The 24,230-nt window shown below is 60.2% G+C and carries 21 protein-coding genes; 11 read left to right on the top strand and 10 right to left on the bottom strand.

Annotated features, from left to right (window positions below; genetic code table 11):
* Positions 1-63: 63 nt before the first annotated feature.
* From ACA051_RS07150 to ACA051_RS07140, 3 genes are read right to left on the bottom strand one after another with little or no spacing between them, the layout of a single operon-like run.
* A complete protein-coding gene (locus tag ACA051_RS07150; protein ID WP_497308836.1) occupies positions 64-681 on the bottom strand; it encodes a TPM domain-containing protein in 618 nt (205 codons plus the stop codon).
* 28 nt (positions 682-709) lie between these two features.
* Positions 710-1,465 carry a TPM domain-containing protein gene (locus ACA051_RS07145; protein ID WP_497374113.1) on the bottom strand — a complete coding sequence of 252 codons (756 nt, stop codon included), beginning with the start codon at positions 1,463-1,465 and terminating at the stop codon, positions 710-712.
* 34 nt (positions 1,466-1,499) lie between these two features.
* On the bottom strand, positions 1,500-2,108 hold the full coding sequence (locus ACA051_RS07140; protein ID WP_497374111.1) for a LemA family protein: 609 nt from the start codon (positions 2,106-2,108) through the stop codon (positions 1,500-1,502).
* Positions 2,109-2,347: 239 nt separating this feature from the next.
* Between ACA051_RS07140 and bglX the strand changes: the two genes are divergently transcribed.
* Positions 2,348-4,639, top strand: coding sequence for a beta-glucosidase BglX (bglX, locus tag ACA051_RS07135; RefSeq protein ID WP_497374109.1), 2,292 nt, complete (start codon positions 2,348-2,350; stop codon positions 4,637-4,639).
* A 216-nt stretch (positions 4,640-4,855) separates the two neighbouring features.
* Here bglX and ACA051_RS07130 read toward each other — a convergent pair whose 3' ends face one another.
* From ACA051_RS07130 to ACA051_RS07110, 5 genes are all read right to left on the bottom strand, one after another.
* Positions 4,856-6,013 (bottom strand): phospholipase D-like domain-containing protein, encoded by a 1,158-nt coding sequence (locus ACA051_RS07130; protein ID WP_497374107.1) that lies wholly within the window; start codon positions 6,011-6,013, stop codon positions 4,856-4,858.
* Between the two features lies 1 nt (position 6,014).
* Positions 6,015-6,605 carry a YceI family protein gene (locus tag ACA051_RS07125; RefSeq protein WP_497308826.1) on the bottom strand — a complete coding sequence of 197 codons (591 nt, stop codon included), beginning with the start codon at positions 6,603-6,605 and terminating at the stop codon, positions 6,015-6,017.
* A gap of 278 nt (positions 6,606-6,883) precedes the next feature.
* Positions 6,884-7,207 carry an amidase gene (locus ACA051_RS07120; protein ID WP_497374105.1) on the bottom strand — a complete coding sequence of 108 codons (324 nt, stop codon included), beginning with the start codon at positions 7,205-7,207 and terminating at the stop codon, positions 6,884-6,886.
* Entirely contained in the window at positions 7,204-8,298 is a 1,095-nt protein-coding gene (locus ACA051_RS07115) for a serine hydrolase domain-containing protein (RefSeq protein WP_497374103.1), read from the bottom strand. The genes ACA051_RS07120 and ACA051_RS07115 overlap by 4 nt, the downstream gene beginning before the upstream one ends.
* 172 nt (positions 8,299-8,470) lie before the next feature.
* On the bottom strand, positions 8,471-9,349 hold the full coding sequence (locus ACA051_RS07110; RefSeq protein WP_497308820.1) for an acyl-CoA dehydrogenase middle domain-containing protein: 879 nt from the start codon (positions 9,347-9,349) through the stop codon (positions 8,471-8,473).
* A gap of 155 nt (positions 9,350-9,504) precedes the next feature.
* Between ACA051_RS07110 and olsB the strand changes: the two genes are divergently transcribed.
* Both olsB and ACA051_RS07100 read left to right on the top strand, forming a co-directional pair.
* Entirely contained in the window at positions 9,505-10,260 is a 756-nt protein-coding gene (olsB, locus tag ACA051_RS07105; protein WP_010462503.1) for an L-ornithine N(alpha)-acyltransferase, read from the top strand.
* Entirely contained in the window at positions 10,260-11,051 is a 792-nt protein-coding gene (locus ACA051_RS07100) for a lysophospholipid acyltransferase family protein (RefSeq protein WP_219095247.1), read from the top strand. Before olsB ends, ACA051_RS07100 begins: the two co-directional genes overlap by 1 nt.
* Positions 11,052-11,176: 125 nt before the next feature.
* Here the strand turns inward: ACA051_RS07100 and ACA051_RS07095 are convergent, their stop codons facing one another.
* A complete protein-coding gene (locus tag ACA051_RS07095) occupies positions 11,177-11,755 on the bottom strand; it encodes an acyl carrier protein phosphodiesterase (RefSeq protein WP_497374102.1) in 579 nt (192 codons plus the stop codon).
* A 171-nt stretch (positions 11,756-11,926) separates the two neighbouring features.
* Here ACA051_RS07095 and ACA051_RS07090 point away from each other — a divergent pair, with 171 nt between their 5' ends.
* The 3 genes from ACA051_RS07090 to ACA051_RS07080 are packed head-to-tail and all read left to right on the top strand — an operon-like array spanning position 11,927 to position 14,490.
* Positions 11,927-12,247: an ArsR/SmtB family transcription factor gene (locus ACA051_RS07090; protein ID WP_010462509.1), complete on the top strand. Its 321-nt coding sequence runs from the start codon at positions 11,927-11,929 to the stop codon at positions 12,245-12,247.
* Between the two features lie 3 nt (positions 12,248-12,250).
* Positions 12,251-13,417 carry an MFS transporter gene (locus ACA051_RS07085; protein WP_497308815.1) on the top strand — a complete coding sequence of 389 codons (1,167 nt, stop codon included), beginning with the start codon at positions 12,251-12,253 and terminating at the stop codon, positions 13,415-13,417.
* 23 nt (positions 13,418-13,440) lie between these two features.
* Complete coding sequence (locus ACA051_RS07080; protein ID WP_497374101.1) at positions 13,441-14,490, top strand: alkene reductase; 1,050 nt, start codon at positions 13,441-13,443, stop codon at positions 14,488-14,490.
* 249 nt (positions 14,491-14,739) lie between these two features.
* Here the strand turns inward: ACA051_RS07080 and emhR are convergent, their stop codons facing one another.
* Positions 14,740-15,372 (bottom strand): efflux system transcriptional repressor EmhR, encoded by a 633-nt coding sequence (emhR, locus tag ACA051_RS07075; RefSeq protein WP_497308811.1) that lies wholly within the window; start codon positions 15,370-15,372, stop codon positions 14,740-14,742.
* Positions 15,373-15,636: 264 nt separating this feature from the next.
* Here emhR and emhA point away from each other — a divergent pair, with 264 nt between their 5' ends.
* The 5 genes from emhA to ACA051_RS07050 all read left to right on the top strand — a co-directional run bounded on the left by emhA (position 15,637) and on the right by ACA051_RS07050 (position 24,144).
* Entirely contained in the window at positions 15,637-16,794 is a 1,158-nt protein-coding gene (gene emhA / locus ACA051_RS07070) for an efflux RND transporter periplasmic adaptor subunit EmhA (protein ID WP_497374100.1), read from the top strand.
* Between the two features lie 3 nt (positions 16,795-16,797).
* Entirely contained in the window at positions 16,798-19,947 is a 3,150-nt protein-coding gene (emhB, locus tag ACA051_RS07065; protein WP_497308807.1) for an efflux RND transporter permease subunit EmhB, read from the top strand.
* On the top strand, positions 19,944-21,404 hold the full coding sequence (gene emhC, locus ACA051_RS07060; RefSeq protein WP_497308805.1) for an efflux RND transporter outer membrane subunit EmhC: 1,461 nt from the start codon (positions 19,944-19,946) through the stop codon (positions 21,402-21,404). The genes emhB and emhC overlap by 4 nt, the downstream gene beginning before the upstream one ends.
* 427 nt (positions 21,405-21,831) lie before the next feature.
* Positions 21,832-23,091 (top strand): OprD family porin, encoded by a 1,260-nt coding sequence (locus ACA051_RS07055; protein WP_497374099.1) that lies wholly within the window; start codon positions 21,832-21,834, stop codon positions 23,089-23,091.
* A gap of 237 nt (positions 23,092-23,328) precedes the next feature.
* Positions 23,329-24,144, top strand: coding sequence for a methyltransferase domain-containing protein (locus ACA051_RS07050; RefSeq protein WP_497374097.1), 816 nt, complete (start codon positions 23,329-23,331; stop codon positions 24,142-24,144).
* Positions 24,145-24,230: the final 86 nt, after the last annotated feature.

The raw sequence follows: 24,230 nt of genomic DNA, 5'->3' as shown, positions 1-24,230 counted from the left end.
GACTGCTTCGCAGCCGAACGCAGGCTGCGCCAGCTGCTACAGGGAATGAGTTGCAGCAAAGCTTTAGCCCAAAACCACCAACCGATTCGGCAACTCATTCCTCACATGCGTCACCGGCACATGCACCTTGAGCAACTCGCCGCACGCCTCGACGCACGTCACAAACCCCTGCAACGTCTGGCCCTGCTTCACTTGCTGCGTAAACGCCGCAACAATCGCGTCCCAGTTCTTGTTGTCCAGCCGTTTCGAAATCCCTTCGTCCACCAGAATCTCCACATATCGCTCGGCTTCGCAGACGAAAATCAGCATCCCGGTGCTGCCCACGGTGTGGTGCAGGTTCTGCTCCAGAAACTGCCGTCGTGCCAGGTTTGACGCTCGCCAATGGCGTACCGAGCGCGGGATCAGGTGGGTGGTGATTTTCGGAATCCGAAACACCAGGCACAACACGATGAACGTGATCCATTGCACCAGCAGCAGACTGTGCATGGTCAGCCAGCCTGTCAGGTAATGCACGACACCCGGCACCACCAGCGCCAGCAGGCTGGCCCAGAGCAGCGGGATGTACGCGTAGTCGTCGGCGCGGGCCGCAAGCACGGTCACCAGTTCGGCGTCGGTGTCGCGCTCGACCCGGGCAATCGCCTCGGCGACTTTGCGTTGTTCGTGTTCAGTCAGTAAAGCCATGTTCACCAATGCCCATTCATTATTGTTATCACCAGCCGCCCGACGAACCGCCGCCCCCGAAACTGCCGCCACCGCCGCTGAAGCCCCCGCCGCCTCCACCGCCGCCAAAACCGCCACCGCCGAAACCGCCCCCCGAACTGCCTCTGCCACCTCCACCGCTGGGCAGGATCCCGAACATCTGGCAGACGAAAATCGTCAGGATGAACAGCAACACCAGAAACACGAAGACACCCGGGTGGCGGGACACGAAATCGTCACCTTCATCGCCGCGCGGCTCATAGACCGTCGACGGTTCATCCAGCGGATTGCCGCCCAACACCACCAGCATCGCAGCGACCCCGTCGCTGATGCCCTTGCTGAAGTTGCCGGTCTTGAACGCTGGTGTGATCACTTGATTGATGATCACCGAACTCTGCGCGTCGGTCAGGCGATCTTCCAGGCCGTAACCGACTTCGATGCGCAATTTACGATCATCGCGCGCAACGATCAGCAACGCGCCGGTGTTTTTGTCCTTCTGGCCGATGCCCCAGTAGCGTCCCAGCTGATAACCGAAATCGGCAATGTCGGTGCCCTGCAAGTTCGGCAACGTCACCACGACCAACTGCTCGCCAGTGGCTTTTTCATGGGCCTGGAGTTGCTGCGTCAGTTGCTCGCGCACCGACGGCTCGATCATCTGGGCGTTATCGACCACCCGCCCGGTCAGCTGCGGAAACTTCAACTCGGCCTGGGCCGCCAGGGCAAACACCCACAGCACCAGCACCAGGCCCACTTTCAACACGCGCATTGGCAACCTCATCCGTGGTGATGCGTCAAGCCGATCAGAACTTCACTTCAGGCGCTTTTTCAGCATTGGGGCTGGTGGCCTCGAAGGTTTCGCGAATCGGCAAATCGCTGTACATCACCGTGTGCCACAGCCGACCCGGGAAGGTGCGGATTTCAGTGTTGTACTTCTGCACCGCGAGGATGAAGTCGCGACGCGCCACGGCGATGCGGTTCTCGGTGCCTTCGAGCTGCGATTGCAACGCGAGGAAATTCTGGTTGGCCTTGAGGTCCGGGTAACGCTCGGACACCACCATCAAACGGCTCAAGGCACCCGTCAGCTGATCCTGCGCCTGCTGGAACTGCTTGAGTTTTTCCGGGTTGTCCAGGGTGCTGGCATCCACCTGGATCGAGGTCGCCTTGGCCCGGGCTTCGATCACCGCGGTCAGGGTTTCTTCTTCGTGTTTGGCGTAGCCCTTGACGGTTTCCACCAGATTGGGGATCAGGTCGGCGCGGCGCTGGTACTGGTTCTGCACCTGCCCCCAGGCGGCCTTGGCCTGTTCGTCGAGGGTCGGAATGTTGTTGATGCCGCAGCCGGCCAGCAGCGTGGTGAGCAACATCAAGGCCGCAGCCTGCAGGCTCGATCGATAGTGGTGTCGTACATTCATCTGGTTGACGCTCCCTTGCACATTCCGTTTGAAAAACAACCCGCGACCTTCTGTCCGGTCTCTTGGGGCATAATCTGCCACCACCACTGGATTGCATCGAGCCAATGGGCTAAAAGATGCCCCTGCGCTAAAACACTGCGCAAGTGTGCATGCATTTACTTGAACAACAATAGTCGCTCCCTAAATTTTGGCTGACCGGCGCGTATTCACTGCCGTTTAGGCTTTTGAGAAAACTATTCATGAAGAAGCTGTGTTTGCTGGGACTGTTCGTCAGCCTGGCCAGTCATACCGTATTGGCCGCCACGACCCCTGCACCTCTGGAAAACAAGGACGCGTTCATCAGCAACCTGATGAAGCAGATGACCCTCGATGAAAAGATCGGCCAGTTGCGCCTGATCAGCATCGGCCCGGAAATGCCTCGCGAGCTGATCCGCAAGGAAATCGCGGCCGGCAACATCGGCGGCACGTTCAACTCGATCACCCGTCCGGAAAACCGTCCGATGCAGGACGCGGCCATGCGCAGCCGGTTGAAGATCCCGATGTTCTTCGCCTATGACGTGATCCACGGCCACCGTACGATTTTCCCGATCCCGCTGGCCCTGGCCTCGAGCTGGGACATGGACGCCATCGGCCTGTCCGGGCGAATCGCCGCCAAGGAAGCCGCGTCGGACAGCCTCGACATCACCTTCGCGCCAATGGTCGACATTTCCCGTGACCCACGTTGGGGCCGCACGTCCGAAGGCTTCGGCGAAGACACTTACCTGGTGTCGCGCATTGCCGGCGTCATGGTCCGGGCCTTCCAGGGCACTGGCGCAAACGCGGCCGACAGCATCATGGCCAGCGTCAAGCACTTTGCCCTGTACGGCGCGGTCGAGGGCGGTCGCGACTACAACGTCGTCGACATGAGCCCGGTCAAAATGTACCAGGACTACCTGCCACCGTACCGCGCGGCCATCGACGCCGGCGCGGGGGGTGTGATGGTTGCGCTGAACTCGATAAACGGCGTGCCGGCCACAGCCAGCACTTGGCTGATGAACGACCTGCTGCGCAAGGAATGGGGTTTCAAAGGCCTGGCGGTCAGCGACCACGGGGCGATTTTCGAGCTGATCAAGCACGGCGTTGCCGCTGACGGTCGCGAAGCCGCGAAGCTGGCGATCAAGGCCGGCATCCACATGAGCATGAACGACACGCTCTACGGCAAGGAACTGCCAGGTCTGCTGAAGGCCGGTGAGATCCAGCAGAGCGACATCGACAACGCCGTGCGTGCGGTGCTCGACGCCAAGTACGACATGGGCCTGTTCAAGGACCCTTACCTGCGCATCGGCAAGGCTGAAGATGATCCGGCCGACACTAACGCCGACAGCCGTCTGCACCGCACCGAGGCCCGTGATGTTGCGCGCCGCAGCATGGTGTTGCTGAAAAACCAGGGCGAAACCCTGCCGTTGAAGAAAACTGCAAAAATCGCCTTGGTCGGCCCGCTGGCCAAGGCACCGATCGACATGATGGGCAGTTGGGCCGCCAACGGTCGTCCGGCTCAATCGGTCACCTTGTTCGACGGCATGACCCAAGCGCTGGGGGATAAATCGACGCTGATCTACGCCCGTGGCGCCAACATCACCAGCGACAAGAAAGTGCTCGATTACCTGAACTTCCTCAACTTCGATGCCCCGGAAGTGGTCGACGATCCGCGTTCGGCCCAAGTGCTGATCGACGAAGCGGTGAAGGCGGCCAAGGACGCTGATGTCGTGGTCGCAGCCGTCGGCGAGTCCCGTGGCATGTCCCACGAGTCATCGAGCCGCACCGACATCAATATCCCGGCCAACCAGCGCGAGCTGATCAAGGCACTGAAAGCCACTGGCAAACCGCTGGTGCTGGTATTGATGAACGGCCGCCCGCTGTCGATTCTCGAAGAGAAGGAACAGGCTGACGCGATTCTGGAAACCTGGTTCAGCGGCACCGAAGGCGGCAACGCCATCGCCGATGTACTGTTCGGCGACTACAATCCGTCGGGCAAACTGCCGATCACCTTCCCGCGTTCCGTAGGCCAGATTCCGACCTACTACAACCACCTGAGCATCGGCCGGCCGTTCACGCCGGGCAAACCGGGCAACTACACCTCGCAGTATTTTGATGACACCACCGGGCCGCTGTTCCCGTTCGGCTTCGGCCTGAGCTACACCGATTTCAGCCTGACCGACATGGCGCTGTCGTCGACCACGCTGAACAAAACCGGCAAGCTCGACGCCAGCGTCATGCTGAAAAACACCGGCAAGCGCGACGGCGAAACCGTGGTGCAACTGTACATCCAGGACGTGACCGGCTCGATGATCCGCCCCGTCAAGGAACTGAAGAACTTCCAGAAAATCACGTTGAAGGCCGGCGAACAGAAAGTCGTGCACTTCACCATCACCGAAGATGACTTGAAGTTCTACAACGCCCAGCTCAAGTACGCGGCGGAGCCCGGCAAGTTCAACGTGCAGATCGGCCTGGATTCCCAGGACGTGACGCAGCAGAGCTTTGAATTGCTGTAACCCCTGACACACCGCAATAAACCTGTGGGAGTGAGCTTGCTCCGGGCGGCGTTCCGACGATGAGGCCATCACATTCAACATCTCTGTTGACTGTCACGCCGCCATCGCGAGCAGGCTCACTCCCACAAGGGATTAGCGTCGTACACACAATTTGATCGCAACTTGAAACCACTGTCGGAGTGAGCCTGCTCCTACAGTGGTTTTTTGGTGTGACGACTATCCGCGTCGATCCAGCAGATTCACCACCAATCGATCCACCCATCCCCACACCCTTTGCTTGACTCGCCGCCACAGCGGTCGGCGTTGCCATGCCTCCAGGCTCACTTCCTGGCTCAACGCAAAGTCCTTCTCGAAACTCACCACTACCGCCCGCGTCAGTCCAGGGTCCAGCGCTTCAAGGTTGGCTTCCAGGTTGAAGCGCAGGTTCCAGTGATCGAAATTGCACGAGCCGATGCTCACCCAGTCATCGATCAGCACCATTTTCAGGTGCAGGAAACACGGCTGGTATTCGAAGATCTTCACCCCGGCCTTGAGCAGTCGCGGGTAATAGCGGTGCCCGGCGTAGCGCACCGACGGGTGATCGGTGCGCGGCCCGGTCAGCAGCAGACGCACGTCGACGCCCCGGCCGGCGGCCCTGCGCAATGAGCGGCGGACTTTCCAGGTCGGCAGGAAATAAGGCGTAGCCAGCCAGATCCGCCGCTGGCCGCTGTTCAGCGCACGAATCAGCGATTGCAGGATGTCGCGGTGCTGGCGGGCGTCGGCATAGGCCACCCGGCCCATGCCCTCGCCCATGGGCGGCACCCGGGGCAAACGCGGCAAGCCGAAGTGCGATGAGGGTTTCCAGGCGCGGCGGTGGCGGTTGGCGATCCATTGCCGATCGAACAGCAACTGCCAGTCGATGACCAAGGGACCGGTGATTTCCACCATCACTTCATGCCATTCGCTGGTGTCTTCGCCCGGCGTCCAGAACTCATCGGTGACGCCCGTGCCACCGACCACCGCCATGCTCTGATCGACCAGCAACAGCTTGCGGTGATCGCGGTAGAAGTTACCGAGCCAGCGCCGCCAGCTCAGGCGATTGTAGAAACGCAGCTCCACGCCCGCGGCCGTCAGACGCTGACGCAAGGTCAGGGTGAACGCGAGGCTGCCGTAGTCATCGAACAGGCAGCGCACGCGCACGCCGCGCTCGGCCGCCTGAACCAACGCCTGGACCATGGCCTCGGCGCAGGCCCCCGCCTCCACCAGGTACAGCTCCAGTTCGACCTGTTCTTCAGCGCGGGCAATCGCGACCAACATGCGCGGGAAGAACTGCGGGCCGTCGATCAGCAGTTCGAAGTGGTTGCCTGCACGCCAGGGGAAGATTGCACCGGCCATGTCAGCGCGCCGTGAATATCAGTACCGCACCCACCGGCACCGACAGACTGATGGCCGACAATCCGGCGACCTTGCGCAAACTTTCCAGGCCCGGTGCCAGATCAAAGTCTTCGGCATTGATGATAATCGGTTCAAGGGTCACCACCTGGAAGCGCCGGTCATCGAGACGAGTTGCCAGCAGTTCGGCGTTGTATTCGTGGGTTTTACCGTGAAGGTTGACGGTCAGCGGCAAGCGCAGCTCCAGTTGGGCACCGGGTGCGAGGTCGTTGATCGGGCGCAGATCGATCTGCGCGGTGATCAGCGCTTCGGGAAAGGTCTGGATCTCGAACAACTCCTTGCGCATGCGTTCGTCACGCAACGGGATGCCGCTGTTCACCGACTCCATCTCGACTTCCACCTCGGCCAGGCCTTTGGGACTGACCTTTCCGTGCAGCACCAGAAAGCGCTGCACTTCGGAGATGTTGGCGTTTTTGGTGCTGATGAACGACAGCCGCGAGGACTCGCCGTCGAGGTACCAATTGGCTTGGGCCGACAGGGTGGTGCCGGCCAGCAGCAGGAAGGCGAGGGTTTTGGAAAGGGACCGCTTGAACATAGAGACTCGTGGGGCAAATAAACCTGCACGAACCTTAACCGCCCTGAGGCAGGTTGCAAACTCTAATGCCACCGAACTTGAACCAATGACATATCCCTGTGGTGAAGGGCTGTTGTGGCGAGGGGGTTTACCCCCGTTCGGCTGCGCAGCAGTCGTAAATTCAGCAACCTCGGTGTGTCAGATAAAACACTGTTGCAGGTTTTGGCACTGCTTCGCAGCGCAACGGGGGTAAACCCCCTCGCCACAATAGCCCTACACCACAAGAAATTTCAGCGCATTCAGGGTTGCAGGCGGCAACCCTGGCGTTCGCCGATCCATTGCGCGCTGTTGCTGCGGCCCATGCCGCTGACGGTCACGCGCTTGCTGGCGGGGTCATCGGTAAAGCCGCTGGTGGGCAGCCACTGTTTTACATAGGTGTGGCAGTACCCGGCCTGGTTGTTCATCACGTACCGGCACGAGCAATATTCCTTGGCGGTGTAGGCGCTGATGATGTCGGGGAATGCCCACAACGCCACCCGCTCCTGCCAGATCCAGCCGAGCAAGGCGACCAGCAGTACCAGCCACATCGTGCTGAACGGTCGGCGACGAATAAAGTTGTTCATGGCTGCACCTTCCCGGCAAAGGCCTTGAGCGCGAGCTTGAGCAATTCGTTGTGCAGGTAGAGGTCGTCGCGGTCATCGCCGTAGCGCACGATCACCAGGTTTTCACTGGGAATCACGTACATCGCCTGCCCCCAATGGCCTAGTGCGGCAAAGGTGTCAGCAGGGGCATCCGGCCAGGGACTGGCAGCACCCTCCCCCGCGCGATTGAGCCACCAATGGCCGCCAGGAACCGCATCGTCCTGATTGGCTTGATAGCGGGCGAAGGGTTCACGGTTAAAGGCGACCCAGTCTTTGGGCAGCAGCTGTCGATCACCCCAACGACCGTCACGCGCCATCAGCAGACCGACTCGCGCCAGGTCACGAACGGTGAGGTAGGCATAGGACGAAGCGACGAAGGTTCCCGTGGCATCGCTTTCCCAGACGGCGTGGCGAACCCCCAGAGGCTCGAACAGCGCCGTCCATGGATAGTCGGGATAACGTACCGGGCCGACGATGTTTTTCAGCGCCGCAGACAACAGATTGCTGTCACCGCTGGAGTAACGGAATGCCTCGCCGGGTTTGGCGTATTCACCGTGATCGGCGGTGAACGCGGCCATGTCCGGGGGACCCCGGGTGTAGAGCATCGCGACCACCGAGGATTTCAACGGCGCGTATTCATAGTCTTCCTGCCAGTCCAGACCCGAGGCCCAATGCAGCAGGTCGGCCATGGTCAGGGTCGGGTGTTTTTCCAGCAGTGGATAAAACTTCAGCACCGGGTCCTGGAGTTTGAACAGACCTTCGCCATAGGCGACGCCAAGGACCGTGGCCATCAGGCTTTTGCTGATCGACCAGGTCAGGTGGGGAGTTTCAGCAGTGGTTTGGCCGGCGTAGCGTTCGTAGATCAATTGGCCGTCACGGATCACCAGCAAGGCGTCGGTGCGGATGCCTTTCCGAGTTGAATCATCGCGAGGTGGGAAGGCGTAGGTTTCCAAGGCTTTAACTGCTGGCCCGGTGACCGTCGGAGCGGTCGACCATTGCTCGGCGGGCCAGGTTTCGGCGTGGGCGGTGAGGCTGATCAGCAGCGTGAAAATCAGGGGCAAGCCTTTGAACATGGCGGGGGCTCGGAGGGATGAACCTGCAGAGCCTAGTCGAGGTTGATGACAATTTAGGAATTTGTGTCGCCTATGCGGCCGCCTTCGCGGGCAAGCCTCGCTCCTACAGGAGTTCGCGATCCCATGTAGGAGCGAGCGGTGCGGCGATCCGACTTGCCCGCGAAGAGGCCAGTCAGATCGCCGCCAACGCCTTGGCCAATCGCTTAACTCTGGCTCCCGCCGCCAGATCCATCACGCTCTGATCACGCTGCCACATCGCCGCCCAGTGCTGCGGGCCATCGACCAGTGCCTGATTGACCTCAGCCTTGAGCCCCTCGAATTGCGCAAACAATCCCCCCAGCACCACATGCCCGGCCAAATTATTCGGCGCTTGCCGGCTGACTTCCGCACACCCGGCCAGCAGCGCCAGCAACCGCAATTGCAGGGCCTGAGACCAATCACTGTCCTGCCCCACCCCATACAGCCACGCGGTCATCGCGCTCAGTACATAAATGTCTTCCAGCGTGCGGAACGGTTTGACGTAGGCATCCCAGCCATCCCCCGCGAGCAATTCGCACTGGGCGTTGTCCAGAAACAACCGACCGTGGCTGATGTCCGGCATCAGCGCGATGGCCGGGAGTTTTTCCAGGCGCACGCCCGGTTCATCGGGATAGACCACCGCCAGACTCAAGCGCGCAGTTTCGCCGGGCGCTTCGCTGCGCGCGGCTATCAGCAGCCAGTCGGCCGCATCGCCAGCGGTGACAAAATCCTTGCGCCCACTCACGCGTAAATCGCTCAGGCGAGTCTGCATGTCGGCCACCCGCAGGCTGCGCTGTTCGGTGGCACACAACGCGCCAAGGCTCAGCGGTGCACTCGGCCAAAGCATGCGCAGCGCCGCCTGATAGCCCACCAGAAACGCGAGCCCCGGCGTCGCCATCAGCCGACCGCCGACCACCGCCAGCTCGAAAGGCGTGACCGTCCCCAACGTGTGCAACAAGGTCGCGAAACCCTCCGCCAGGTCCGGGTTAACGGGCAGGCGATCGCGGCGATTCAACAGGTTTTGCCAGGGCATAAGAGGCTCCTTGAGGGCTGTCATATAAGCATCACCAAAGCTTCATGGCGATGACACCGGGGCTACATAGCCTGACTTTGCACAACACGGCTGCATAAAGAAAGTCGATCGGCTCTAACCCAAGACGGGTTGACCAGCCCGCACGGAGATTCCCAATGACTCAGATCGCCCGCATCAGCGACACCGGCAATGAACGCCGCCTGCAAGCCGAACGCCTGGTGGGCGCCGAGGCATTGCAGGAAGCCCAGGCCTTGCGTTTCAACGTCTTCAGCGGCGAGTTCAACGCCAAGCTCAAGGGCGCGGAGCTGGGTCTGGACATGGACGACTATGATGTTCACTGCGCCCACATTGGCGTGCGTGACTTGAACACCGGTCGCTTGGTAGCGACCACCCGTTTGCTCGATCACACGGCCGCCAGCAGTCTGGGCAAGTTCTACAGTGAAGAAGAGTTCAGCCTGCACGGCCTGGTCCACCTGAAGGGTCCGATCCTGGAAATCGGTCGCACCTGCGTCGACCCGGCTTATCGCAACGGCGGCACCATCGCGGTGCTCTGGGGTGAATTGGCTGAAGTGCTGAATCAGGGCGGCTACAGCTATTTAATGGGTTGCGCGAGCATTCCGATGCAGGACGGCGGGATTCAGGCCCACGCGATCATGCAGCGACTGCGCGAACGTTACCTGTGCACCGAACATTTGCGGGCCGAGCCGAAAAAGCCGCTGCCGGTTTTGGACCTCCCATCCAACGTGATCGCCGAAATGCCGCCGCTGCTCAAGGCCTACATGCGCCTGGGCGCGAAGATCTGCGGCGAGCCGTGCTGGGACGAAGACTTCCAGGTCGCCGACGTGTTTATCCTGCTCAAGCGCGACGAACTCTGCCCGCGTTATGCCAAGCACTTCAAGGCGGCGGTCTGATGAGCCGGTTACGGGTGTACGCGCGGATTGCGCGAGTGCTGGTGGTGGTCGCGTTGGGGTTGAGCATGGCCAGTGTGTTCGGGCTGTTCGAGCGCTTGGGGATTGCCCATTCGATGGTACGCCGCCAACGCTGGTCGCGATTTTTCATGGCGCGGTTGAGCAACGCCCTGCCCTTTCGCGTGACGGTTCACGGTGAACTGCCGAAAGAGCCGATGCTGTGGGTCAGCAATCACGTGTCCTGGACCGACATTCCGTTGCTGGGCATGCTCACGCCGATGTCATTTCTGTCCAAAGCCGAAGTGCGCACCTGGCCGGTGGCCGGTTGGTTGGCGGCCAAGGCTGGCAGCCTGTTTATCCGTCGCGGCTCGGGTGACAGCCAACTGATTCGCAAACAGATGACGCGCCACCTGGCGCAGGCACATCCGCTGCTGATGTTCCCGGAAGGTACCACCACCAATGGACGTTCATTGCGTACCTTTCATGGCCGCTTGCTGTCAGCGGCGATTGATTCTGAAGTGAAGCTGCAGCCGGTGGCGATTCGTTATCTGCGTGACGGTGAACTTGATTCGCTGGCGCCGTTCATTGGCGATGATGATTTGCTGTCGCACCTGATGCGGTTGTTTGCCAATGATCGCGGGGAAGTGGAAATCAAAGTGCTCAAGCCGATCGCTTGCGAAGGCCGGGAGCGTGCGGCGCTGGCGTTCGAGGCACAGCAGGCGGTGCAGAAGGCGTTGTTTGGGGCGATCCCTCAGGCGCAACCGGAACCGCTGCGCCCCGCAATCGCGGCGTGATGCAGATCCCCTGAACAAACACTAATCCATGTGGGAGTGAGCCTGCTCGCGATAGCGGTTTTACATTCAACAATGATGCTGAATGACACACCGCTATCGCGAGCAGGCTCACTCCTACTAGGGGTTTAGGGTGCTGGATAGTTCTGGGCGAAATCCTGAAGCTGCGGATAGAACAACCGGAAATCCTCACTGAGCGGCTCATACAGAACGCGCAATTCCTGCATCGCCCCCGCCAGTTCCTCTGGTCGGGTCAACCGCCGGGAAATCCCCCGTAGCACCTGCTCCAGCACGTCGAATTCCTGATAAGACCCCAACCAGTCATTCGCCACCATGTGCGGCGCAATCCTCGCCAACCGTTCCGGCAATTGTGGCTCCGCCGACAGCACCCGATACACATCCGAGGTGAACCGCTCCAGCGGCTGAGCCGAATAAAGTGTCCAGTCCCGCGCCAGGCAGTGGTCGAAAAACACGTCGAGCACGATCCCGGCGTAACGCCGGCGCGTGATGGAAAACCGCGACAGCGAGGCATCCACCAACGGATGGCGGTCGGTAAACACGTCGATGCTGCGATGCAGCTGGATGGCCGCTTCAATCTCCGGGTCGAACTGCCCTTGCAGCCGTCCCTTGACGAAATCGCCATACAGACTGCCGAGCAATTGACCGGGACGCTGGCCACCGAGGTGAAGATGGGCGAGATAGTTCATGGGCGCAGCTTAGCATTGCGCCCTCGAATGTTTACACTCAGCGCATCGTTATAACCCGATATAGCGATTTATGCGGTCGCCAGACCAAAATCATATTTGTATATCGCGATCTACCGATTTAAAGTTCGCCTCATCGCGATATAGCGTTTTACTCATCACGAGCCCAAACCCATGACCATCGACCTCGACGAAATAATAAAAGCCCTGGCACACCCAGTCCGCCGAGACATCCTCATCTGGCTGAAAGACCCCAAGACCCAGTTCCCGGAACAGATCCACAACCACGAGTACGGCATTTGCGCCGGACAGATCGATCAACGCTGCGGCCTGTCGCAGTCGACCGTGTCCGCCCATTTGGCGACCTTGCAACGTGCGGGACTGATCAGCAGCCAGAAAGCCGGTCAATGGCACTTCTTCAAGCGCAACGAGGACGTGATCCAGGCGTTCCTCGCGGCCATCGTCAAGGAGCTCAGCGCTCCGACAAGGAATTAACCAATGCCCCTCTCGCTTATCATTCTGGCCTTGAGCGCCTTCGCCATCGGCACCACCGAGTTCGTCATCATGGGCCTGCTGCCCGACGTGGCGGCTGATCTCGGCGTATCGATCCCGGGCGCTGGCTGGCTGGTGACCGGTTACGCCCTGGGCGTGGCCATCGGTGCGCCGTTCATGGCACTGGCCACCTCCAGATTACCGCGCAAGGCTGCACTGGTAGCGTTGATGGGCATCTTCATCATCGGCAACCTGCTCTGTGCCATGGCGACCGATTACAACGTGCTGATGTTTGCCCGTGTGGTCACCGCCCTCTGCCACGGCGCGTTCTTCGGTATCGGTTCGGTGGTGGCGGCAGGTCTCGTTCCGGCGAACAAACGCGCGTCCGCCGTGGCCTTGATGTTCACCGGCCTGACCCTGGCCAACGTACTCGGCGTTCCGCTGGGTACCGCGCTCGGTCAGGAAGCCGGCTGGCGTTCGACCTTCTGGGCAGTGACCGTGATTGGTGTGATCGCGTTGATTGGCCTGATCCGCTTCCTGCCGGCCAAGCGCGATGAAGAGAAACTCGACATGCGCGCCGAATTGCGCGCCCTCAAAGGCGCCGGGATCTGGCTGTCGCTGAGCATGACGGCGCTGTTCGCGGCGTCGGTATTCACCCTGTTCACCTATGTCGCCCCGCTGCTCGGTGATGTCACCGGCGTCTCGCCCAAAGGCGTGACCTGGACCCTGATGCTCATCGGCCTGGGCCTGACGGTCGGCAACATCATCGGCGGCAAGCTGGCTGACAAAGGCATGGCCGCGACGCTGATCGGCGTCTTCATCTCGATGGCCGTGATCTCGACCGTACTGACCTGGACCAGCGTCGCACTGATCCCTGCCGAAATCACCCTGTTCCTCTGGGCCACCGCGTGCTTTGCCGCCGTGCCCGCCCTGCAAGTGAACGTGGTGACCTACGGCAAGGCCGCGCCGAACCTGGTGTCGACCCTCAACATCGGCGCTTTCAACATCGGCAACGCCTTGGGCGCCTGGGTCGGCGGCAGCGTCATCGCCCACGGTTTCGGCCTGACCAGTGTTCCACTCGCGGCAGCCGCACTGGCGGTACTCGCCCTGCTGGTGACCCTGATTACTTTCCGTCAGCGCGGTAATCCCGAACTGGCCCCTGCTACCAACTGATACCTCACGAGGGTTGTACTTAAATGACGACTATTTTCGATCCGATCAAACTGGGCGACATCGAGCTGGCCAACCGCATCATCATGGCGCCGCTGACCCGCTGCCGCGCCGACGAAGGCCGTGTTCCGAACGCCCTGATGGCCGAATACTACGTACAACGCGCCTCGGCCGGCCTGATCCTCAGCGAGGCCACGTCGGTCACGCCAATGGGCGTCGGCTACCCGGACACCCCGGGTATCTGGTCCAACGATCAGGTGCGCGGCTGGGCTAACGTGACCAAAGCGATCCACGGCGCCGGTGGCAAGATTTTCCTGCAACTGTGGCACGTCGGCCGGGTTTCCCACGAGTTGTACCTGAACGGTGAAGCGCCAGTCGCACCGAGCGCCATCCAGCAAAAAGGTCACGTCAGCCTGGTTCGCCCTCTGGCTGATTACCCAACTCCGCGCGCCCTGGAAACCGCTGAAATCGCCGACATCGTCGACGCTTACCGCGTGGGTGCCGAGAACGCCAAGGCCGCCGGTTTCGACGGCGTGGAAATCCACGGCGCCAACGGTTACCTGCTCGACCAGTTCCTGCAAACCAGCACCAACCAGCGCACCGACCACTACGGTGGCTCCCTGGAAAACCGTGCGCGCCTGCTGTTGGAAGTGACCGACGCTGCGATCGAAGTCTGGGGGGCAGGCCGCGTGGGTGTGCACCTGTCACCACGTGCCGACTTGCATGACATGGGCGACGACAATCTGTCCGAGACCTTCACCTATGTCGCTCAGGAGTTGGGCAAACGTGGCATCGCGTTCATCTGCTCCCGTGAGCAAGACGCAGGCGACAGCCTCGGCCCACAACTTAAAGAAGCGTTCGGCGGCCCGTACATCGTCAACGAACGCTTCACCAAGGACACCGCCAACGCCTGGCTGGCTTCCGGTAAAGCCGATGCAGTCGCCTTCGGTGTGCCGTTCATTGCCAACCCGGACCTGCCTGCACGTTTGAAGGCCGATACGCCGCTGAATGAGGCGCGTCCTGAATTGTTCTACTCCAAGGGCCCGGTCGGCTACATCGACTATCCAGTGATGTAAGCGTCCCCCTTGAAATGCAAAAGCCCCGACTCGAAAGAGTCGGGGCTTTTTGTTGCGCCATGGTTATTCACAGGGCTTCACACTGATTCACACGCTCGACACAAAATCCCTACAAAATACGTAGTTCGCTACCTTTCAACCTGACGAGCGTGCGTATATAAAAGCATCCCATTGCAATAAGGCGTGCATTGAAGGGATCAATACTCGCCTTAATGGTTGACATAACCGGATCCAATTACGCATTTTGTTTCATTTGCGCAGGCTGGGGCTCAAGCGCAGCATGTCCAACCCTGTATTGACCCAACGCTCGGCTTCAGTGTGCAGTTGAAAACTGTCGGGGGCCAATAGCCACTGGTACAGCATGCCATCAATGTAGGCGTGCAGGCTGATGGCCGCGCGGGCCGTGTCGAGGTCCTCGGGCATTTGCCCCCGATTCACCGCATTACTCAGGGCCAGGGCGATTCGCACATTGCATTCGAGACTGACCTCTCGGCGCTGCTGACGCAGGTCGCACATTTCATCGGTGAATTCGCACTTATGAAACAAAATCTCATTGATGCGTCGGGTTTTCGGGTCCAGGGCAACTTGATGAAACAAATGAATCAGCAGTTTGCGCATGCAGCCCAGCGGGTCGAGTTCATCTTCGCTCTCACTGGCCCTGGCCATTTCATCGAGCGGCTCTTTCAAGCTATCGAGCATGGCCTGCACCAGGTCCGCCTTGTTGCTGAAATGCCAGTAGATGGCTCCGCGAGTCACACCGGCCAGGGTCGCGATGTCCGCCAGCGTCGTGCGCGCCACGCCCCTTTCATAAAAGGCCTTCTCTGCCGCTTCGAGTATCTGGCTGCGGGTTTCTTGAGCTTCCTCTTTGGTACGACGGACCATGGCAGTAAAACCTCAATCAGGATGCTTCAGCGATGTCTGAACAGCCGCTGAACAAAAGTGGGGCGAGCGCTCTTGGGTCTCGTCCCCGGCTTACAATTCGAACCTTTGACGGGCGTTGGTAACAGGGTGGATACGCAGTCAAGGTGTTTACAAACAACCATGAACGTAAGTATATTCCTTAGCAAGCTACTTATCCACCCGGCACCTATTTTTACCCTTCCACATTTCTTGTGCGCTTCATGCGCGCCTGACCCGAGGATTTTCATGCAATTCAAGCCAGCTGTTACCGCTCTGGTCACTGCCGTCGCCTTGGCATCACTGCTCAGCGGATGCAAAAAGGAAGAAGCGGCACCCGCCGCGCCACCTCCTCAGGTCGGCGTTGTAACCCTGCAACCTCAAGCCTTCACCCTGACTTCCGAACTTCCGGGTCGTACCAGCGCGTTCCGCATTGCCGAAGTGCGCCCACAGGTCAACGGCATCATTCTCAAACGTCTGTTCAAGGAAGGCGGCGACGTCAAGGCCGGCCAGCAGCTGTATCAGATCGATCCGTCGGTCTATGACGCTACGCTGAAAAGCGCCGAAGCCAACCTGCAACAGACGAAGTCAATCTCGGATCGCTACAAGCAACTGGTCAACGAACAGGCTGTCAGTCGTCAGGAATACGACACGGCCGTGGCCAACCGCATGCAATCGGAAGCTGCTCTGCAAACCGCGCAGATCAATGTGCGCTACACCAAGGTCTACGCGCCGATCTCCGGCCGCATCGGTCGCTCGAACGTGACCGAAGGCGCGCTGGTGACCAGCGGCCAGGTCGATGCCATGGCTGTCATCCAACAACTGGACCCGATCTATGTCGACGTCACCCAGTCCTCCGTAGAGTTGCTTGAGCTGCGCCGCGAACTGGAAAGCGGTCGTCTGCAAAAGGCCGGTGACACCGCGGCAGCGGTCAAGCTGACCCTGGAAGACGGCAGCCAGTACAAGCAGGAAGGAAAGCTCGAGTTTTCCGAGGTCTCGGTTGACCAGACCACCGGTTCCGTGACCCTGCGTGCCGTGTTCCCGAACCCTGATCACACACTTCTGCCGGGCATGTTCGTTCACGCCCAGCTGCAGGCCGGTGTGAACAGCGCAGCGATCCTGGCGCCACAGCAAGGCGTGACCCGTGACCTCAAAGGCTCCCCGACCGCACTGGTCGTCGGTGCGGATAACAAGGTCGAACTGCGTCAGCTCAAGGCCAGCCGCACCGTCGGCAGCCAATGGCTCATCGAAGACGGCCTGAAGGCCGGCGATCGACTGATCACCGAAGGGCTGCAATACGTCAAACCTGGCATCGAAGTCAAAGCCAGTGAAGCGACTAACGTTGGCGCAAAGAACCCGGCCCCCGCACAGGCAGCTGACAAGGCTTCCAGCGGCAAAGGGGAGTAAACCATGTCGAAATTTTTTATCGACCGTCCGATTTTCGCCTGGGTAATTGCCCTGGTGATCATGCTGGTCGGGGCTCTATCGATCCTCAAGCTACCGATTAACCAGTACCCAAGTATTGCGCCACCGGCCATTGCCATCTCCGTGACCTACCCAGGCGCGTCTGCACAAACCGTGCAGGACACCGTGGTGCAAGTGATCGAGCAACAGCTCAACGGTATCGATAACCTGCGTTATGTCTCCTCGGAAAGTAACTCCGACGGCAGCATGACCATTACCGCGACCTTCGAGCAGGGCACCAACTCCGATACCGCGCAGGTCCAGGTCCAGAACAAACTGAACCTGGCCACCCCGCTGCTGCCGCAAGAAGTGCAGCAACAGGGTATCCGCGTGACCAAGGCAGTGAAAAACTTCCTGTTAGTGATCGGCGTGGTCTCGCGCGACGGCAGCATGACCAAGGACGACCTGTCCAACTACATCGTGTCGAACATGCAGGACCCGATCTCGCGGACCGCCGGTGTTGGTGACTTCCAGGTCTTCGGCTCCCAGTACGCGATGCGTGTCTGGCTCGATCCGGCCAAGCTGAACAACTTCAACCTGACGCCAGTGGACGTGAAAGCGGCCATCGCAGCGCAGAACATCCAGGTGTCCTCCGGTCAACTGGGCGGCCTGCCTGCTGCCCCCGGCCAGCAGTTGAACGCCACCATCATCGGCAAGACCCGCCTGCAGACTGCCGAGCAGTTCAACAAGATCCTGCTCAAGGTCAACAAAGACGGCTCGCAAGTGCGCCTGTCCGATGTCGCCGATGTGGGCCTGGGTGGTGAAAACTACAGCATCAACGCTCAGTTCAACGGCGCACCGGCTTCCGGTCTGGCGGTGAAACTGGCCAACGGTGCCAACGCTCTCGACACCGCGAAAGCGCTGCGCAACACCATCAACACGCTCAAGCCGTTCTTCCCGCAAGGCATGGAAGTGGTCTTCCCATACGACACCACCCCAGTGGTGACCGAGTCGATCAAGGGTGTGGTTGAAACCCTGGTCGAAGCGATCGTGTTGGTGTTCCTGGTGATGTTCCTGTTCCTGCAAAACTTCCGCGCCACCGTCATCACCACGATGACCGTGCCGGTGGTATTGCTGGGTACATTCGGGATCCTCGCGGCGTTCGGTTTCAGCATCAACACCCTGACCATGTTCGGTATGGTGTTGGCCATCGGTTTGCTGGTGGACGATGCCATTGTCGTGGTGGAAAACGTCGAACGGGTCATGAGTGAAGAAGGCCTGTCACCCAAGGAGGCCACCAAGAAATCCATGGGGCAGATCCAGGGTGCACTGGTCGGTATCGCCCTGGTGCTGTCAGCGGTACTGCTGCCGATGGCGTTCTTCAGCGGCTCCACGGGCGTGATCTACAAGCAGTTTTCTATCACCATCGTCTCGGCCATGGCCCTGTCTGTGCTGGTTGCCCTGATCTTCACCCCGGCACTGTGCGCCACCATGCTCAAGGCGATTCCGAAAGGCGAGCACGGCACACCCAAACGCGGCTTCTTCGGCTGGTTCAACCGCAGTTTCGACCGCGGCGTCAAAAGCTATGAGCGCGGCGTAGGCAACATGCTCACGCACAAGGCGCCGTACCTGCTGGCCTACTTGATCATTGTCGTCGGCATGATCTGGCTGTTCACCCGCATCCCAACGGCGTTCCTGCCGGAAGAAGACCAGGGCGTGCTGTTTGCCCAGGTCCAGACCCCGGCCGGCTCCAGCGCCGAGCGCACGCAGGTGGTGATCGATGAGATGCGCTCTTACCTGCTGGATAAGGAATCGAGCGCCGTCGCCTCGGTCTTTACCGTCAACGGCTTCAACTTCGCCGGTCGCGGCCAAAGCTCGGGCATGGCGTTCATCATGCTCAAGCCGTGGGATCAGCGGGATGCGGAAAACAGCGTGTTCAAACTCGCCGCCCGCGCCCAGCAGCACTTCTTCACCTTCCGCGATGCGATGGTGTTCGCCTTCGCGCCACCCGCGGTACTGGAGTTGGGTAACGCCACCGGTTTCGACGTGTTCCTGCAAGACCGCGCCGGTATCGGTCACGACAAGTTGATGGCGGCTCGCAACCAGTTCCTCGGCATGGCGGCACAGAGCAAGGTGCTTTATCAGGTGCGTCCGAACGGCCTGAACGACGAGCCGCAATACCAGTTGGAAATCGATGACGAGAAGGCCAGCGCGCTGGGCCTGACCCTCACCGACATCAACAGCACCCTGTCGATTGCCTTGGGCAGTAGCTACGTCAACGACTTCATCGACCGTGGTCGGGTGAAGAAGGTCTACGTGCAAGGTCAACCCGGTTCGCGGATGAGCCCGGAAGACATCAAGAAATGGTATGTGCGTAACGCCGCAGGCACCATGGTGCCCTTCTCAGCCTTCGCCAAGGGCGAGTGGATTTACGGTGCGCCGAAGCTTTCGCGTTACAACGGTGTAGAAGCGATGGAAATCCTCGGTGCCCCGGCTCCGGGCTACTCCACCGGTGACGCCATGGCGGAAGTCGAAGCCCTGGCCAAGAAACTGCCGGCCGGTGTCGGTATTTCCTGGACCGGTCTGTCATACGAAGAACGACTATCGGGCTCACAGGCGCCCGCGCTGTATGCGTTGTCGCTGCTGATGGTGTTCCTGTGCCTGGCGGCGCTGTACGAAAGCTGGTCGATTCCGATTGCAGTAATGCTGGTGGTGCCTCTGGGGATCATCGGGGCGCTGTTGGCCACCAGTCTTCGGGGACTCTCCAACGACGTGTACTTCCAGGTAGGTCTGTTGACAACCATCGGTCTGGCAGCGAAAAACGCCATTCTGATCGTCGAATTCGCCAAGGAACTGCATGAGCAAGGGCGTAGCCTGCGCGATGCGGCAATCGAAGCGTGCCGGATGCGTTTGCGACCGATCATCATGACCTCGCTGGCCTTCGTGCTCGGTGTGGTACCGCTGGCGATTTCTACGGGCGCCGGTTCAGGTAGCCAACATGCAATCGGCACGGGCGTTATCGGCGGTATGATCACCGCCACCGTATTGGCGATCTTCTGGGTCCCACTGTTCTTCGTCACCGTGTCGTCCATTGGCCAACGCAAAAAAGCCGACCAGGACGACGCTATTGAACCTTCTAAAGAGGCTGGCCAATGAGCAAGTCGCTACTCTCCATCGCAGTTGCCGCCTTCGTGCTGAGCGGCTGCTCGCTGATCCCCGATTATCAGCAGCCTGAGGCGCCAGTGGCGGGCCAATACCCGCAAGGTCCGGCGTATTCGCCGGCCCAGGCGCCAAGCCAGGCGGCTGCGGAACAGGGCTGGAAGCAGTTTTTCCATGACCCGGCCCTGCAACAGCTGATCCAGGTTTCGCTGGAAAACAACCGTGACCTGCGTGTCGCAGCCCTGAACATCGACGCGTTCGCCGCTCAGTACCGCATCCAGCGTGCCGATCTGTTCCCGGCTGTTTCGGCCAATGGCACCGGCAGCCGTCAGCGCGTTCCGGCTAACGCTTCGCAGACCGGTCAAGCAGGGATTACCAGTTCCTACTCGGCCACCGTCGGCATCAGCGCTTATGAACTCGACCTGTTCGGTCGGGTTCGCAGCCTCAGCGAAGAAGCCCTGCAGAAATACTTCGCCACTGAAGAAGGCCGCCGCAGCACGCAGATCAGTCTGGTGGCCAGCGTGGCCAATGCCTACCTGACCTGGCAGGCCGACAAGGAACTGCTGAAACTGACCCAGGACACCCTCGGCGCGTTCGAGGAGAGCTACAAGCTCACCGCGCGCAGCAACGAAGTCGGTGTGGCCTCGGCCCTGGACCTGGCCCAGTCGCGCACCTCGGTGGAAAACGCCCGGGCACAATTGGCCAAGTACACCCGTCAGGTCGCGCAGGATGAAAACAGCCTGGCGCTGCTGCTCGGAACCGGCATCCCGGCCAATTTGCAAGCCGCCAAACCACTGTCTGACAACCTGCTGAGCGACGTACCGCCCGGTCTGCCATCGGACTTGCTGCAACGTCGTCCGGACATTCTCCAGGCCGAGTACAACCTGAAAGCGGCCAACGCCAACATCGGCGCGGCACGGGCGGCGTTCTTCCCGAGCATCAGCCTGACGGCCAACGCCGGGACCCTGAGCCCGGACCTGTCCGGTCTGTTCAAGGGCGGTTCGGGCACCTGGTTGTTCTCGCCGCAGATCAACCTGCCGATCTTCAACGCCGGCAGCCTGCGCGCCAGCCTGGATTACTCGAAAATCCAGAAAGACATCGGCGTGGCGAACTACGAGAAGTCCATTCAAACGGCCTTCCAGGAAGTCGCCGACGGCCTGGCCGCCCGCCAGACCTACACCGATCAGTTGCAGGCGCAGCGTGATTTCGTCACCGCCAACCAGGACTACTACCGTCTGGCCGAGCGTCGCTACCGTATCGGTGTCGACAGCAACCTGACCTTCCTCGATGCCCAGCGTCAGCTGTTCAGTGCCCAACAAGTGCTGATCACCGATCGTCTGGCGCAGCTGGTCAGCGCGGTCAATCTGTACAAGGCGTTGGGTGGTGGCTGGAACGAACAGACGGCGAAAGTCGAACCGCTGAAAGAAGAAGCGCCGAAGATGAAGTTGTTCTGATAGCGCTGTGAAAACATCAAGCCCACCTTTTTGGTGGGCTTTTTGTTGGCTGCGGGAAAAGGTGTGTTGTCAGGACTGCCCCCTTCGCGGGCAAGCCTCGCTCCTAAATCATATTCCATGAACCCGGCACAACCCGTAGGAGCGAGGCTTGCCCGCGAAGAGGCCAGCCCAAACAACACAAAAGCCTCAGACCAACATGCGTTCGATAACCGCCCAAAACCCGCTTTTGCCGATTGAACCCTCAAGTCCATCCCCCGCACCATTCGTCGCACAAGACCAATAACATCAGGTTCGACACCATGCCCCCGCGCCCTGCCCTGTCCGGCTGATCCCGCCCCGTTTTTCACGAAATCTAATCCCTTGTCTGCAACCCCGACGTTGCGGCAGCGCCCCGTTTCATCCCTAACAATTAGAGAGACCCGAACCCATGACGCCTACCAACGCGCAGTATTACGTCCCAAGCCTGATCGCCATCGCCCTGGCCAGCGCGGCACTGCCCGCCATGGCCGAGGAGTCGGGTTTTGTCGAGGGCGCCAAGGTCAACCTGAACCTGCGCAATTTCTACATCAACCGCAACTTCACCAACCCGACCAAGGCCCAGGGCAAGGCGGAAGAGTGGACACAAAGTTTCATTCTCGACGCCAAGTCTGGCTTCACCCGGGGCACCGTCGGGTTCGGCTTGGACGTGCTGGGGTTGTACTCGGTGAAGCTCGATGGCGGTAAAGGCACGGGCGGGACGCAGTTGCTGCCGCTGGATCACGACGGCCGCCCGGCGGACAACTTCGGTCGCACCAACGTAGCGTTCAAGGCCAGGTTGTCGCAAACCGAAGTCAAGGTAGGCGAATGGATGCCGGTGCTGCCGATCCTGCGCTCGGACGACGGTCGCTCCCTGCCGCAAACCTTTCGTGGTGGCCAGATCACCTCGAAAGAAATCGCCGGCCTGACGCTCTATGGCGGCCAGTTCCGCGCCAATAGCCCGCGCGACGACAGCAGCATGAGCGACCTGTCGATGACCGGAAAACCGACCTTTACCTCCGACCGCTTCAACTTCCAGGGCGGCGAATACGCCTTCAACGACAAGCGTACCCAGATCGGCCTGTGGAACGCCGAACTCAAGGACATCTACAGCCAGCAGTACGTGAATCTGATTCACAGTCAGCCCATTGGCGACTGGACCCTCGGCGCCAACCTGGGTTTCTTCTACGGCAAGGAGGACGGCAGCGCCCGAGCCGGCGACCTGGACAACAAGACCTGGTCAGGTCTGTTCTCGGCCAAATACGGCGGCCACACCTTTTACGTCGGCCTGCAAAAACTCACCGGCGACAACGCCTGGATGCGGGTCAACGGCACCAGCGGTGGCACCCTGGCCAACGACAGCTACAACGCCAGTTATGACAACGCCCGGGAAAAATCCTGGCAGCTGCGCCACGACTACAACTTCGTCGCCCTCGGCATCCCCGGCCTGACCCTGATGAACCGCTACATCAGCGGCGACAACGTGCACACCGGCGCCATCACCAACGGCAAGGAATGGGGCCGCGAAAGTGAACTGGGCTACACCGTGCAAAGCGGCGCGCTCAAGGACCTCAACGTCAAATGGCGCAACTCGACCATCCGCCGGGACTTCAGCAATAACGAGTTCGATGAGAATCGGTTGATCGTCAGCTATCCGATCAGCCTGCTGTAAACACCCGATCAAATGTGGGAGCGACGGTACGGCGATCAGGCTCCCTCCCACACTGGATTTGCGCCACCTGTCCGATTGGCTGGCGCTTTGCCGACCTTCAATTACAGTGAAAAAACCTGACAGGACTCAGGCGAAATCCCACCCCTTCCCACTTCCGTTATCTGTTGATGTTGGTCCGCAAGACTTGAGCCAGGCTGTCATCGGAAGACAACCACTTGATCACCAGAGGACCACCTCATGATCACTCCACTCAAATCGGCTCCCGTCAAACGCGACTGGGACGCCAAGGCCTACCAGCAATTCTCACGTCTTCGACAACGACCGGTGAACGAGCTAATCGACCGTGTCGACATTAAAAACCCCAAGCGCATCTACGACCTGGGGTGTGGCACCGGCATCGCGACGCAAGTTTTGGCCAAACGCTGGCCCCGCGCACACCTGATGGGCATCGACAGTTCGGAACAGATGCTTCAGGAAGCCCGATGCTTGCCGATCAACGCGCAGTGGAAGCAGTGCGATCTACAGAACTGGCAACCGGAGCGACCCGCCGACCTGCTCTTTGCTGCCGCCGTGCTGCACTTCATCGACGGTCACGAACAGTTGCTGCCGCGTTTGCTAGGTTATCTCAATCCGGGCGGTTGCCTGGCGGCGCACATGCCTGACTGGCGGGATTCGGTCTGGTATGGACTGATGCTCGATACACTCAACGTTGGCGGCTCCGACGGCAAACCGCTCGGCTCCCCACAACTGCGCGAGACGATGGCGGCGCGGCCGTTATTGTCGCTGGAAAATTACCACCGGTTGCTTTCACCGATCACACGGACGCTGGATATCTGGGAGACCGAGCAGTTGCAGGTCGTGGACGGCAAGTCGCCGATTTATGACTGGATCAAGGTCTCGGCCTTGCGGGCGGTGATGCAAGGCTTAAAGGATGAGGAACAGGCGCGGTTCATTTATCACTTCATGATGCGGGTGCATGCGCATTACCCGCGAGAATGCGATGGACGCACGCTGTTTCCGTTCAAGCGGATCTTCATTGTCGCCACCGCTTGACCCTGTGGTCGCGGGGCTTGCCCGCGATGGCGGTGTGTCATTCACCATCGATGCAAGCTGACCTACCGCTATCGCGAGCAGGCTCG

Source organism: Pseudomonas sp. LBUM1669 (assembly GCF_059695705.1).
Note: the sequence above shows the minus strand (reverse complement) of the source record. Positions and strands in the feature narration are given on the sequence as shown.